At 47.1% G+C, this 15,146-nt stretch carries 11 protein-coding genes; 3 read left to right on the forward strand and 8 right to left on the reverse strand.

Annotation, left to right across the window (positions count from 1 at the left end; genetic code table 11):
* Positions 1-409: DUF5666 domain-containing protein (locus tag U1F02_RS14490; RefSeq protein WP_409991125.1), on the forward strand; the 409-nt coding region annotated here is incomplete at its 5' end.
* A gap of 360 nt (positions 410-769) precedes the next feature.
* On the opposite strand, the gene U1F02_RS14495 is transcribed toward U1F02_RS14490, so the two are convergent.
* Positions 770-1,582, reverse strand: a complete 813-nt coding sequence (locus U1F02_RS14495) for an SDR family oxidoreductase (protein WP_409991126.1) — start codon at positions 1,580-1,582, stop codon at positions 770-772.
* A 46-nt stretch (positions 1,583-1,628) separates the two neighbouring features.
* Positions 1,629-2,417: an enoyl-CoA hydratase gene (locus tag U1F02_RS14500; RefSeq protein WP_409991127.1), complete on the reverse strand. Its 789-nt coding sequence runs from the start codon at positions 2,415-2,417 to the stop codon at positions 1,629-1,631.
* Positions 2,418-2,510: 93 nt separating this feature from the next.
* On the opposite strand from U1F02_RS14500, the gene argS reads away from it, so the two are divergent.
* Positions 2,511-4,256, forward strand: coding sequence for an arginine--tRNA ligase (argS, locus tag U1F02_RS14505; protein ID WP_409991128.1), 1,746 nt, complete (start codon positions 2,511-2,513; stop codon positions 4,254-4,256).
* Positions 4,257-4,315: 59 nt separating this feature from the next.
* Here the strand turns inward: argS and U1F02_RS14510 are convergent, their stop codons facing one another.
* The 5 genes from U1F02_RS14510 to cysM all read right to left on the reverse strand — a co-directional run bounded on the left by U1F02_RS14510 (position 4,316) and on the right by cysM (position 11,461).
* Positions 4,316-4,951, reverse strand: coding sequence for an energy transducer TonB (locus U1F02_RS14510; protein WP_409991129.1), 636 nt, complete (start codon positions 4,949-4,951; stop codon positions 4,316-4,318).
* Between the two features lie 72 nt (positions 4,952-5,023).
* Positions 5,024-7,267 carry a GTP diphosphokinase gene (gene relA, locus U1F02_RS14515; RefSeq protein ID WP_409991130.1) on the reverse strand — a complete coding sequence of 748 codons (2,244 nt, stop codon included), beginning with the start codon at positions 7,265-7,267 and terminating at the stop codon, positions 5,024-5,026.
* Between the two features lie 188 nt (positions 7,268-7,455).
* The gene (rlmD, locus tag U1F02_RS14520; RefSeq protein WP_409991131.1) at positions 7,456-8,931 is read right to left on the reverse strand and encodes a 23S rRNA (uracil(1939)-C(5))-methyltransferase RlmD; all 1,476 of its coding nucleotides are present in this window, start codon (positions 8,929-8,931) and stop codon (positions 7,456-7,458) included.
* A gap of 88 nt (positions 8,932-9,019) precedes the next feature.
* Complete coding sequence (locus U1F02_RS14525; RefSeq protein ID WP_409991132.1) at positions 9,020-10,447, reverse strand: CotH kinase family protein; 1,428 nt, start codon at positions 10,445-10,447, stop codon at positions 9,020-9,022.
* A 123-nt stretch (positions 10,448-10,570) separates the two neighbouring features.
* Complete coding sequence (cysM, locus tag U1F02_RS14530; RefSeq protein WP_409991133.1) at positions 10,571-11,461, reverse strand: cysteine synthase CysM; 891 nt, start codon at positions 11,459-11,461, stop codon at positions 10,571-10,573.
* A gap of 171 nt (positions 11,462-11,632) precedes the next feature.
* Between cysM and U1F02_RS14535 the strand changes: the two genes are divergently transcribed.
* Positions 11,633-14,440, forward strand: coding sequence for a response regulator (locus U1F02_RS14535; protein ID WP_409991134.1), 2,808 nt, complete (start codon positions 11,633-11,635; stop codon positions 14,438-14,440).
* Here the strand turns inward: U1F02_RS14535 and recO are convergent.
* Positions 14,433-15,128 (reverse strand): DNA repair protein RecO, encoded by a 696-nt coding sequence (recO, locus tag U1F02_RS14540; protein WP_409991135.1) that lies wholly within the window; start codon positions 15,126-15,128, stop codon positions 14,433-14,435. The genes U1F02_RS14535 and recO overlap by 8 nt on opposite strands.
* Positions 15,129-15,146 lie beyond the last annotated feature (18 nt).

Below are 15,146 nucleotides of genomic sequence, written 5' to 3' on the forward strand. Positions count from 1 at the left end.
CATTCAAACCAATGCGAAAACTTTATTTGAAGATAAAGGAAGCTCCAGCCTTAAGCGTTTTAATTTTACGAGCATTAACCTGGGCGATTTCCTAAAAGTTTCTGGCTATAACAATGAAGGAACTTTCATTGCGACCAAAATTGAGCGCGAAGACATTCAAAAGGAAAACGCAACAGAGTTAAAAATTGTTGGCATTGTCTTGGGCATTGGCAGCCATAACTTCACGCTTTATGGGCGAACTATAGTGACCAACGGCCAAACTGAGTTTAAAGACACCAAAGGCGATAAAATATCTGAAACACAATTTTATCTCTTGGCGCTTGGGCAACGAGCCAAGGTAGAAGGCGTGCTCAAAAATGGCATTTTTACCGCAACAAAGATTGAACTAACCGAAGCAAAAAATGACTAGCTCACAAGCTCTCGCAAACGTGCTTTAGATCACATTCTGGCAACGAAGTTGGACGAACTTCGGCTGCCAGCTTGTCGGTATACTTAACACTTCTTGAAACCAATCTCAGTTTCACAGCAGAGATAGGCTTGATTTCATTACACAAATTTTTATTGGCTTGCATATTGCTCTAGCTTACCTGCAATCAACATTTTGATTTCTGCATGGATCGCCAGACAGCTGCTTTAAGGATGACGTGGTAGCTCAAGGAAAGAGCACCAGCTTGTCGTAGATGACAAGCTGATTTGGTTTACACGTGGGTTGGGTAGACATAGATCTGGTCGCCCAACACACAAGGAACCTCCCGCTAAAAGCTTTTATTTATTTCCCTTTTAACATCTCTGCCAAGCTTGCCCCAACCAATGCTGCGCCACCTTGCGCCCAACCGCCATCTACCGGGATGATCGCACCACTAATATAGCTCGCATAATCTGACGCCAGAAACATACAAGCATTGGCAATATCCTCTGCAGAACCCATGCGTTGTAATGGAACCGATTTGGTCACCGCTTTGCGAATTCCCTCGGTAGGCGCCAAGCGTTTCATACCTTCGGTATTATCAATTGGCCCCGGAATAATCGAGTTAATTCGTATACCTTCGCCCCCCCACTCCAAACACAGGCTTCGGGTGATCATATCCACACCCGCTTTTGCAGCACACACATGCGATTGCCCCACCATAGGAATAAACGCTTGGGGAGCAGAAATATTAATGACCGATGCGCCCGGTCTAGTGAGAAAGGGGTAAACCGCCTGCATTACGTGGAAGGTGCCGAGCAAATCAATTTCCACTACCGATTTAAATGCGTTTGCGGACATTCCCATTGCCAGCGCCGGGAAATTTCCCGCCGCTCCCGAAACAACCACATCAAAATTTCCCCAGCGTTTATGAAGCTCCGCTACACCGGTTTTTATTGTTTCAAGTTCACGCACATCAGCTGCAAAGCCCGTTGCGTCAGCTGCGCCTTTTTGTTTGAGCGACACAATAGTGTCATCCACTTTTTCTTGTGAACGACTCACCACCGCAACGCGCGCACCGGCTTTTGCGAAGCTTTCCGCAATGCCGCGATTGATGCCGCTAGTACCACCAACCACGAGTACATTTTTATCTTGAAAATTAAACGGAGAGGTCATGATATTTGCTCGCTATTTCGCTGATGATTGTTCAAAGCCCGACTTCTTATTCGAATCTCGAAAAATCCGGTGTACGCTTTTCAAAAAACGCTGTTACTGACTCTTTGCATTCATCCGAATTTAACCCTTCCGCAAAGCCGATAAATTCAGCAGCAAGCGCCGTTTCAACACCTTGATGTTGAGTTTTCTTTAACAAAGATTTTGCTCGGCGTACTGCTGCGGGCGGTTGGTTGGCGAGACGTTGAATTTTGGTTTCGGCAAAAGCCAGCAATTCGTTTGAGGGAAGAGCTGCATTCACAAAGCCCATTTTTTCGGCATCCTTCCCGCTGAACGATTCGCCCAACAACAAAAGCTCAGCTGCTTTTTGTTGCCCCACCAAACGCGGCACCAAATAACTACTGGCATACTCAGGGCACAAACCCAAATTCACGAAGGGGAGCTGTAAGCGCGCATCTTGCGCGGCATAGACCAAATCGCAATGCAATAGCAGTGTGGTACCAATTCCCACTGCGTGCCCCTGCACTACCGCGACCACGGGTTTAAGGCAGTTCTGCAACGCGACCATAAACCGCACGACTGGGTGTTTGTCATGGATTTCAGGTTCATTCATAAAATCCAGCAGATCATTGCCACTGGTAAAACACTCATTGACGCCGCTAAGCACCACAACTCTCACATTGCGGTCGGTACTGGCCGCATGTATGACATCGGCCAAGGTCGCGTACATGGCTAGAGACAGCGCGTTTTTACGCTCCGGGCGGTTAAATTGAATGCGTAAAATCCGTTCATCTTGCGCGACCAGAATCTGGGGATTACTGCTGGTAATCGTGCTCATGGCAACTTCCTTCGGTAGTTATGGCGAACTGGCTATCAGTATAGGGTACAATTCGCCCCCTCACTTATTAGCCAGAAATACCAGATCAAATCCATGAATATTCGCGAATTGCTCAACGAAAAAGTCCTTAACGCCATGAACGCTTGTGGTGTTCCGGCCGATCTACCCGCCTTAATCGCTCCTGGCAAAAAAGCCGGGTTCGGCGACTACCAAGCCAACTGTGCGATGGGCGCCGCTAAAGCCATGGGAACCAACCCACGCGAGCTGGCCACCAAAATCGTGGCGGCTTTACAACCCGAACTCGCAGGTATTGCGGACAAACTGGAAATCGCTGGCCCCGGCTTTATCAATATCGATTTAAACCCAAGCTGGTTGGGCCAACAAATTGCTAAGGCGCAAACCGACACACGCTTAAGTATTGCCACGGTCGAAGCTCCACAAACCGTCATCATCGATTACTCAGGCCCCAACCTCGCGAAAGAAATGCACGTGGGTCACTTACGCTCGACCATTATTGGTGATGCACTCGCGCGTTTGTTGGAATTCCAAGGTCATAAGGTGATTCGCCAAAATCACGTAGGCGACTGGGGAACGCAATTTGGAATGTTGATTGCCGAATTAGAGGAACAGCTGGGTGCGAATAAAGATGGCGAAATGGCACTCAAAGATTTAGAAGTTTTTTATCAACAAGCCAAAAAACATTTTGATGATGACGAAGCCTTCGCCGACAAAGCACGCGATTATGTTGTGCGATTGCAATCCGGCGACGAACAGATGCTTAAACTCTGGCAGCAGTTTAAAGACATCTCCTTGCACCACAGCACCGAAATTTACCAACAATTAAATGTAACCCTCACCGATGAGCACGTACGCGGCGAAAGTTTTTACAACAACGACCTCGCCCCCGTGGTAAAAGAATTACAAGACCAAGGCATGGCCGTTGAAAATGACGGTGCGCAAGTGGTGTTTTTGCAAGAGCTGGCAGATAAAGACGGCAACCCCTCGCCTGTGATTGTGCAAAAACAAGGTGGTGGATTTTTATATTCCACCTCTGACATTGCGGCCTTGCGTTATCGCGTTAAAACGCTGCATGCCAATCGCATTATGTATTTTATCGATGCGCGCCAATCGCTCCACATGCAGCAAGTGTTCACCATCGCACGCAAAGCAAAATTTGCAGACGACAGCGTGAGCTTGGAACACTTGGCCTTCGGCACCATGATGGGCAATGACGGCAAACCTTTCAAAACTCGCACCGGCGGAACTGTAAAACTCGCTGAGCTTTTAACCGAAGCTGTGGAACGTGCCGACAAATTAGTTCGCGAACGTAGCAGCGATTTAAGCGAAAATGAAATTACCGAAATTGCGCGCAAGGTAGGCATTGGTTCGGTGAAATATTCGGACCTCAGCAAAACCCGCACGAACGATTATATTTTCAGCTGGGATAGCATGCTGAGCTTCGAGGGCAACACTGCACCTTATATGCAATATGCGTTTACCCGAGTACAAAGCATTTTTCGCAAAGCGGGCGTTACGCCAGAATCTTTGCAAAGCGACATTATTGTCGGCACCGAACAAGAAAAAGCACTCGCAATTAAATTACTGCAATTTAGTGAAGTGCTCGACCAAGTTGCTCGTGAAGCTTTACCGCATTTGCTGTGCACCTACCTTTACGATATTGCCAGTTTGTACATGAGCTTCTACGAAGCTTGCCCGATTTTGAAAGACGGTATCGAACCAGAAATCCGCGACAGCCGCTTGCGTTTGTGTCATTTAGTGGCACGTACGATTGAGCAAGGCTTGGATTTACTCGGCATCGAAGTAATGGAAAGAATGTAAATTTTAAAGCATAAAAAAAGGCGACTATTTAGGTCGCCTTTTTATTTACCAAGAATAAATTACTGAATCTTCCAACGGTATTTGATAATTTGTTTGCAACCCACCGCCGCGTCGCCTTTGTGACAGGGTTTAAAGCTTAGATTTTCGGTAGCTTGTTTTAAGGCAGCATCATCCAGTTCAGCAAAACCACTTGAGCGACTAATTTCGCCGCGCTTAACCACGCCATCTTTATCAATATTTAATTCCAAACCGACAAAACCATCGGCACCTAATTTTTCAGCTCCGGCGGGAACAGTCGCAATACTTTTACACGTGGGTGAGCTCGCGTAATACAAAGAAGGCGCCAGCTTGACTTCTTTAGGTTGAGTTTTTGTTGTTCCATCTTTTTTATTTGAGGAATTTTTTGCAGTATCGGTTCCTGTCGAGTCTGCTGCAGGCTCCTCTACGATTGGCATACCGAGCTTTGGAGCTTGCTCGTTCAATACCTTCACGCAATCTGCGGTGGGAATCGCTTCATAAAAAGTTAGGCCTTGCGCAGCTGGCGCGGCGTAAATATCCATTTCATAGACTTTGTCACCGATTTGTTTTGCATGCACACGCCAGAAGCCGTAAAACATTCCGATATGAATAATTACTACAACAGCGATGCCGAGCTTTAAACGGCTTTTGGTGCTCATTACTTTAAACGAAGACATTCAAATAAATCTCTTAATCAATCTACCAATAAATACACCCCCACTCTGTTAAGAGCGGAGGTTAAATACGAATTAATGTTTGCGGCGCGCCGATGCAATGTTCGGCAATTGATTTAACTTGGTCAGAATACGGCTGAGCTCATCAAAGCTGCGAATTTCAGCGGTGACTTGCATATCCACGGTATTTTTGCGCTTGTCCGATAAGGTTTGCATGGCGCTGATGTTAATGCGCTCGTTATCCAACAAGGTGGTAATGTCGCGCAACAAACCGTAACGGTCATAGGCCTCAATAATAATATCTACCGAGTATGAACTTTGCGGCGCATTGCCCCACTCAACTTTAATGATGCGCTGTGGCTCATCCGTTTGCAGCTGCAAAATATTCGTACAATCCTGACGATGAATTGAAACGCCTTTGCCTAAAGTAATGTAACCCGTGATGGCATCACCCGGCACAGGATTACAGCAGTTGGCAATTTGCGTAAGAAGGTTACCCACGCCTTCAATGTAGAAATCGGAATCCTTTTTCTTGGTCGGCGATTTCGCTTTAAACGGAATGAGCGGTTGCTGCGGATCCGCTTCGTCCAATTGTTTTTGCGCCGCGTTTAAAACTTGGCCAACGCCAATATCACTCGCACCCACTGCGCAATACAAGTCATCCAGCGAATTGAATTTTAATTTTTTGGCGAGGCTTTCAAAATCCAAATCCAATAAAGCCAAACGTTTAAATTCACGATCAAGCAGCGTTTGACCTTCGGCAATATTTTGATCGCGTGCTTGCTGCTTAAACCAGTGCTGAATTTTTGCGCGAGCGCGTGCTGTGTTTACATAACCCAACGCAGGATTTAACCAATCACGACTTGGCGCTTCACGTTTACCCGTGAGAATTTCAACTTGATCCGCGTTGTTCAATTGATAATTCAGGGGAACAATGCGGTTGTTAACTTTTGCGCCGCGGCAATGGTGACCGACATCGGTATGAATGCGGTATGCAAAATCCAGCGGTGTTGCCGTGCGTGGCAAATCCACGACGTGGCCATCGGGAGTGAACACATACAAACGATCTTGATCTACCGCGCGCAAGTCATCTTGCAATTGCGCGCTATCGCCGCCCAGCTCTTCATGCCACTCCAACACTTGACGCAGCCACGCAATTTTTTGCTCGTAGCTATCTTGCGCTTCGTTGGTATCTGTACCTTTGTAACGCCAATGCGCACAAACGCCGAGTTCAGATTCTTCGTGCATTTCGTAGGTACGAATTTGCACTTCGAGCACTTTGTTCTCAGGCCCCCACACAGCAGTGTGTAGCGAGCGATAACCGTTTTCTTTGGGCGATGCTATGTAGTCATCAAATTCGTGCGGAATATTTCGCCACAAGCTGTGAACGATCCCTAGCACCGCGTAGCAATCTCGAACTGTTGGAACAAGAATACGGACAGCGCGAATGTCATACACCTGCGAAAAGGGAATCGCTTTGCGCTTCATCTTCCGCCAAATGCTATAGATGTGTTTTGCGCGACCGGAAACTTCGCCATCAATTTTTGCGTTTTGTAATTCGCCGCGCAAAAGCGCGAGCATCTTGTCGATGTATTCCTGACGCGCCAAACGACGCTCATCTAACAAAGTGGCGATTTGTTTGTATTCTTCCGGCTCAAGGTAACGGAATGAAAGATCTTCCAGTTCCCATTTGATGTGGCCGATACCGAGGCGGTGCGCAAGCGGGGCGTAAATATCCGATACTTCACGCGCAACTTGACGGCGACGTTGAGCGCTTGCGGTTTTTACCGCACGAATCGCGCAGGTACGTTCCGCCAATTTGATGAGCGCAACACGAACGTCATCTACCATCGCCACGAGCATTTTGCGGATTTTTTCAGCTTGGACTTCCGCTTGGTTACCCAGTACGCGGTCTTCATTTTCGTTGCGCTGATAGCTAATCGCCGCCATGCGCAGCACACCTTTCACCAACTTGGATACAGTATCGCCAAAGCCGGTTTGAATTTCGCTGAGAGTAATTTTGTTTTCGCGCACGGCGCGATAAAGAATGGCTGCCACCAAGGCATCTTGATCGAGTTGCAAATCCGCCAGAATCTCCGCCATTTCCAAACCAATGCGGAAACAACTGAAGTCTTCACCCCAATTGTGGTCGTCTTCGCTATGGATATTAACGAGCGATAGGCTGACTTGCGCTGCGCGCACTAACTCAGCGCGAGTTGCGTCAGTTTGCGCGTGGTGACTGTTGAGGCGGTCAATCCAGGCTTCAATGTCTACCTGACCATCTGCCGCTATGGGATGGTCTTGACGAACTTTAACCATAAAAGCTCCACATTCTTATTGTTAGATACCTTTGCACGAATACTGCGCTCGACATTACTGCGTTAAAAATCATTAAAAACTGCTCATTTACTCCGTGTAAACTCCGCTTTTTTAATGATTTTTGCCTTGTTCTGTCATCGCTCGTTACTTCGTGTAAATGTCTCTGTTAGCGGCTCACTCATAGAAACCTAGCGCCGAACAAACAGCGCCATAGATTCCACATGAGAGGTGTGGGGGAACATGTCCAACACTCCCACTGAGTCTAGCTGATAGCCGGCGCTGGTCAGTATTTTGGCATCGCGCGCCAGGGTAGCGGGATTGCAGCTGACGTAGACAATTCGCTTGGGCGAAAGTTGCGGCAGCTTTTCCACGATCTCCTTAGCACCGTCGCGCGGAGGATCCAGCAATACTGCATCTACCTTGCCACAGGTTTGATTCAGGCGATGCTCAGACATTTTGGACAAATCTGCCGCCATAAATTGGACGTTTGTGATGCCCGATTTAGATGCATTTTCACGCCCGCGCTGCACCATGGATTCCACGGCCTCAATACCGATCACTTGCGCGCACTTAGACGCCAAGGGCAGCGTGAAGTTACCAATGCCGCAAAACAGATCCAGCACACGCTCGTTCCCCTTCAGGGACAAAAGCTGCAAAGCCTGCGCCACCATCTGCGTGTTTACTTGCGGATTTACTTGAATGAAATCCAAGGGATGAAAACTGAGCTGAAGACCGCTCAAATCGTATGAAAGGCGGGGATCAACATCCTGACCCGACAAATCCTTAAGCTGCGGTGATTCGCCGCCTTTTAACCAAACATTGAAGTTGTGGGCTTGGGACAAGCTGGCAAGCTTCGTCAAATCTGCCTCTTCGAGCGGTTTAACATGACGCAGCACCACAGCAGTCTGATCCTGCGTTTGAATGAGTTCCAAGTGTGTAACAGCTTCCGCTGCGACCAAGCTTGCCAACCAACCTTTAAGCGGTGCCAAAAGTCTATTGAGCTCGGGCGACAAGACACTACACTCCTCAACTTGAACGAGCTGGCGACTATTGTTTTTACGGAAGCCTAAGATAACCTCGCCGTTTAGGTAGCTAATACCAAGCCGCGCACAACGACGGTACCCTTGGGGTTCTGATTCTATAGGCGGCAAAACCTGCTTGGGCTTTACACCGCCCCAAACTTCCAGCTGTTGTAAAACGGAAGTTTGCTTGAAGCTGATTTGCCGGCTGGCATCGAGATGCTGCAATTGGCAGCCGCCACATTCTGCGTAATGCGCACATACCGGTTGAACGCGATCGGGTGACGATTCCAACAGCTTATCCAATCGACCTTCCGCATAACGCGCGTGATCGCGCACTAACCGCGCGCTGATTCGTTCACCCGCGAGAGTACCACCGACAAACAATGTTTTACCGTTCCACTGGGTTATACCGCGGCCATCGTGGCTCATGCGGTCAATCGTAAATTCGCCCAAACGCATGTCATTAAGCGGCTGCGCCTGCTTTTCAACACGCGGCTTATTCAGGCGTGGCGCATTTTCTTCTTCAAAGGCGAAAGGCTTATCGGCCGCCATGCGCTCTGCCGTTTTGGATGAACGCGGCTTCTGCCCCAGCTTGCCCGGTTTGAAGGTAGATGGCTTGTTTGGGCCTTTGCGATTGGACATGTTTACTCTCAGTTAAAAAACGAACCCCTCCGGCACCTGGGGCGCGGGAGGGGCATTTTACGCTAACTGCTGTAAAGAGGTTTAACTATTACTGCAGTTGAGAGTCGATCCAAGCGTTACGCTCGCGTTGCCAGCGAACCATCTCGGTCACTTCTGCAGAATAGGAACCGCGCGGAACATGCATAATCCAACCCGCAAAATCAGTCACCGACCAGATTTGGTAGTTTGCTTTTTGTTGCTTATCTAACCAAGCACCGCGTGCCTCAGCATATTGAGCAAGGTATTCAATTTTCCCTTCGCTTTTTAGCTTCGTCCAACGCTCTTTAACTTTGGCAACAAAAGCAGGGTCTTGGAAAAAGCGATCGTACCAAGCCGCTTTGCGAATATGCCAACCGTAGGATTTATCAACGTCATTGTACCCGGCGTTGCCCATAGAGAGATCGAAATCCCAAATAGGCCCGAAGAAGAATTTTCCGCCACGTTTTTTGTAAATGAAAAAGCTGGAAGCCGTTCCATCCACGTTTTTAAGCACTTCATTAGCAAGGTAATAATTCACCACTGAATCCACATCGACATAAGCCGCGTAACCCACGTTGGGATCTGTGAAATTGCTACCGAAAAGCGCTGCTTCAAAATCGTTGTAATACTTTACGATGTAGTCGCGTTGCGCTGACCAAGCAACATCGTGCAGGGTGTCAGGATTAGACAAGCACACCGGATCCATTCCGTGGGTAGAATCTATGCAGAAATCCACATCGCGCGAAGTATTCACTCCATTCTTACATACCGGATCCCCAGAACTGGTGCTGCAGTAATTTTTATTGTGGCGGAAATCCACCTCGAGCAAATAACCACCGGTGATTTTGTCCGCATCTGTATCTGTTACTTTCATTTCCGGAATATTGACCCGGCTTTTGTCGATACGAATATGTTCTACCAATTGGTATACGCCTTGATACGCACCATTTAAATTAAGCTCAACATATTGAGATCTGGGCGTATATTCCATACCCAGGTTACGACTGAACATAAAGGCAACATCGTTGCGAACCATGGTTTTATCAGCATAGTTGGCTAGCAACACCCAGTTTTTTCCAGCAGGCATAGCTAAAAGAGCAGTCGAGTTTGTGAGCTTCAACCGATAGGGCTTCTTGGGCCAATCCCAAGTAGAGTTACCACGACCGCGAACTTCCAGAGTGCCATCCACCGTCGTACCATCAGTGTCTTTCAGTGAAAAGCTACCTTTCAAATAATCAACTTTTGAAATGATGGGTGCTGAGTTGTCCGTTTTTAGGTTCAGCACGGGCAAGCTATCGGCGGTACCTACAGGGTAATCTGCGGGCATACTGCTTGAACTTTTGCTTGAAGAACTCGAACTTATGCTGGAAACAGAACTTGAAGATAGTGATGCTTGAGATGAGGCAACGGGGTCTGTCGAGCCGCCACCTCCTCCACCGCCACCACAGGCTTGGAGAAGCAAAGCAACCGCAACAAACACAATGTGTTTAACCGACATATAAACTCCTAGTTATTGTTAAAAAAATTCCGCACAACCTTGAAAATTTTATTGGTTTTAATTAACCCAATTTTGCTTCCCACTTGCTCTCCAAATTACATGCCTCTATTTTTTAAATTCACATCATTCATTAAATAGCCCAGACGATAAATAGCGGTCACCTCGGTCGCAAATAATCGCAACTATAACCGCGTTACTCACTTTTTCACTCAACCGTAGAGCAGCGGCAACAGCTCCTCCGGACGAAACGCCGCAGAAGATACCTTCTTTACGTGCCAGCTCACGCATAGTGTGTTCTGCTTCTTGCTGCGACATACCCACAATGTCGTCTACGCGATTTTTATCGTAAATCTTAGGCAGATATGCCTCGGGCCAGCGCCGAATACCAGGGATACTTGCGCCGTCATCCGGCTGAAGCCCAATAATTTTAATCTCGGGATTTTTTTCTTTGAGATAACGTGATGTTCCCATGATGGTACCTGTTGTACCCATAGAACTGACAAAATGTGTGATGCGGCCTGCCGTTTGCTGCCAAATTTCAGGCCCCGTAGTTTTGTAATGGGCTAGCGGATTATCGCCGTTACCAAATTGATCGAGCACTTTCCCCTTACCCTGAGCTTGCATTGCCAAAGCAAGATCACGTGCCCCCTCCATGCCCTGCTCTCTGGTAACCAATATCAATTCAGCACCATAGGCCGTCATAGCCGCCTTGCGCTCGGCGGTACTGTTATCCGGCATGATAAGAATCATCTTGTAGCCTTTAATCGCCGCCGCCATCGCCAACGCAATGCCCGTATTACCGCTGGTAGCTTCGATTAAGGTATCGCCCGGTTTTATATCACCGCGCAATTCGGCCTGCTGAATCATGGACATCGCCGGACGATCTTTCACCGAGCCCGCGGGGTTATTGCCCTCCAATTTCACGAGAATAGTATTCGTCGTCTCACCCGGAAGCCGCTGCAAGCGCACCAGAGGGGTGTTACCAACAAAAGCTTCAATTGTGGGGAAATCCATAAGAGCCTCTAACAAAATCTTGAATGTACAGCATGACAAAGGGCAGCTATTCTAACGCTCAACCACCGGCAAGCACTACTGCTAGCAACAAACTAAGGGGCATTAAAACCCCGATAAACGTATAAGAATTTTTAGCCCAGTTACACTCTGTTTAGAGCGAAGGATTACTCCATGGCCAGCGCCTCAAAAAGTTTTAAGTACAATGTTTGGCATTTGATCTTCACGCCCGCGATTGCTGTCGTTCTACTACTGTCAGTATCACTCGTTTCATTTTGTTTGTACGAGCTGAGTAAGTTCGTTGACATGCGCGGATCGGCAATGACACGCAAAACAGCACACTTGGTTTACTCGCCTATTATTCGTAACGACAAAGTTTTGTTGCAAGAAATTCTGGATGGCTCGCTAGAAGATCCTTATATACGTGCGGTGCATGTTCGCTTGGAAAAAACGAACGAATCTTTTCACAGCGGGCCAGAGTTTTTACCCACCAATGACGTGGGTTTATCGCCCAATAGCGCAGAACCCGTGCGTCGCGAAACGCGGCGAACAATTTTATTTTCGCATCCAATCGTTGATAAAAGTGGAATGAATCCCATCGGTTGGGTTGAAGTGGAAATGCTTTCCTCTCCCTACATGGTGATTCACTACCAAACCATTTTAATCACAGTTGCCATTACAATCGCGTGCTTAATGATGGCGGGCTTCCTCGCCGCGCGATTGTTTGCCAATATCACCGAGCCTCTAAATCACATTAAAGAAGTAATCAACCACCTTGCCCAAGGCAAGCTGCAAACGCGGGTTAATCCTCAAAAAAGTCGCGAATTTATTTATCTCGCCGACGCCACAAACACCATGGCTGATTCATTAGAAAGCGCGCAACAGGATTTACAAAACCATATCGAACAATCCACAAAAGACTTAATTGAAACACTAGAGACTATTGAAATTAAAAATATCGAGCTGGATATAGCGCGCAAAGAAGCTATTGAAGCAAGCAGGATTAAATCAGAGTTTCTTGCAAACACCAGCCACGAAATTCGTACTCCGTTAAATGGCATTTTAGGTTTTGTAGGGCTTGCGTTAAAAACCGATATTGACGAACAACAAGCAGAATACTTACATACCATTCGTGACTCGGCGCAAAACTTGTTAACGGTAATTAATGGCATTTTGGACTTTTCCAAAATAGAAGCAGGCAAACTTACACTTGAATATGCACCGCTCCCCTTACGCCAAACAATTGATGAAGCCTTACATATGATGGCGCCGGACGCGCACGAAAAAAATCTGCAATTAATTGCGCAGGTCGATCCCCACATTCCCACCCAACTTCTTGGCGACTCATTAAGATTCAAACAAGTACTTTCCAATTTGATTAGCAATGCCATTAAATTCAGCGAACACGGCACTATTCGAATAAAAGTCTCGGCGATAGCGCAGCAAGAAACACATTTAATGCTGAAGATTAGCGTTAGCGATCAAGGTATCGGCCTTACAAGCACGCAGCAAAAAGATTTGTTTAAACCCTTTTCGCAAACCGACTCATCCAACTCCCGCGAACAGGGCGGAACCGGTCTCGGACTCGCCATCTGTAAAGGCTTAGTTGAACGCATGAACGGAGAGATCGGTGTTGAAAGTGAACTAAACGAAGGCTCAACATTTTGGTTTACGGCAAGACTTGGCATCGATCAAAAGCACCATATCCAACATGCTCTACCAAATCTCGGCCAACATAGAGCGCTTATTTGCAGTAGCAACCAAGCGTCTTGCGAACAACTCGAGATCTTGCTAGGCGAATGGCAAATGCGTCACACCTCTATCAGTGAAATTCACGACATATTCCCTCGCATCCGCGGTGCTTATGCGACAGACCCGTTCAAAATTTTGATGCTCGATATTGCTGCAGATGAACGAAAAATAGCCCCCTCTTTGCTAAATAATTTGAGCGAGCAATTGGCGGAAGAATTTGGCTGTACTGTTATTGCCTGTTGCACTCCGGCGCACCAGCGTCTGCTGCGAACTAACGGACAAAACATGAATACGCCGTTTATTAACAAGCCCATCGCCTATGACGTACTGTTAAAATTGCTGTGCGACAAGCTCAATATAAATTTGTCGCAAACTCGCAATGAATACCCACTAGGCCAAAAAAACGATGCTCCACTCGCATCCGTTCTTCTCGTTGATGACAATCCAGCAAACTTACAGCTTGCATCAGAATTACTGCGCGGGCTCCACACTCAGGTAGTCCAGGCATGCAATGGTTTGCAAGCAATAGATGCCTGTAAAACCCAAAAGTTTGACGTAATTTTTATGGATATCCAAATGCCAGGCATGGATGGCTTCCAAACCACCAAGCGCATTCGCGAAATGGAGAAAGATAACCAGCGCACACCAATAATTGCTTTAACGGCACACTCACTCACAGAACAAAAAGCTGAGCTATTAATTTCGGGAATGGATGATTGCATCAGCAAACCAGTGAGCGAAAGTCAGCTCGCACATATCATCAACCGCTGGACATCACTCAGTGGGAAAAAAGAGATTGTGATACCTAACGCCGCCCCCAAAGAGCAAAATAAATTGCCACTAAGAGATACGGACGCGAGTGGCTCTGTGGACGTCAGCTTGTGTTTGAAATTGGCGAACAATAAACCACTACTCGCGCGCGACATGCTGAAAATGATGTTGGATAGTCTGCCCAACGAAAAACAACAGATTAACCAAGCATTTGAGCAAGGTAACACAAACTTATTTGGCGAATTAATACACCGTCTTTATGGAAGCAGCTGTTACTGCGGGGTTCCACGCCTTAAAAGTATTAGCGGACTTTTGGACAAACTGATTCAAGCTAAAGATATTGATAACGCAAAAGCGGCAATCCCATCGCTCAACCACGCAATAGAGGACATTTTAGCTTGGGGAAAAAACCGGGATTTAAACGAGGTTTTTGGTATTGAGATTGCGATAACTAGCTAAACAAATCCCGGCTGGTGAGTGGCTTTGTGCCTAGTAAAGGTTTGAGTAACGCGCGAGCTATATGCTTTGCAGTTTTTTTTACGTCAGCGTTTGAAAAATCACCTGCCGCGACTGCCAGCAAATGTCTGCCGGAATAGGTTGTGCTTGGTGGCAAATCGGGATCGATCAGATAGAATCCTAAGTTTGCATCAAGACAGTAATATTTTTCTTCGGATATGTGAAGACCTGTTTTTGCGTCAACATCAAAAGGGATTCCATATCCCAATTCGCCGAGCAATTCGAATTCGAAGTTGCGTAATATTGGTTCTAAATCTTGTTGCATGTTGAGCATGCGCAAGCTCTGCTCATAAAGCCCATATATCTCTTGGTGCGCATCCAATTCAGGTAGTAGCCGCACTAAAAGTTCATTTAAATAGAAGCCGCTAAATAAGTGTTTGGCGGCCAAGGTGGAATGCTCGCCTTCGGCCTCGAAATGCGTAAGCAGTTTTAAATCGGCTTTGCCTTGAAAAGAAATTAATAAGCGCGTGAAAGGATTTAGCAAATTACGTTTGGGCGCCTTACGTGAACGAACCCCGCGCGCAACCGCGGTGATACGCCCATAGTCAGGGGTAAAGAAATCAACCAACATACTTGTATCGCGATAAGGACGCGTATGCAACACGTAAGCCGGCTGAAGCTCAACACTCATTGATAAGCTCTGCTGATT

The sequence above is a fragment of the Cellvibrio sp. genome (genome assembly GCF_046347455.1).
Classification (GTDB): Bacteria; Pseudomonadota; Gammaproteobacteria; order Pseudomonadales; family Cellvibrionaceae; genus Cellvibrio.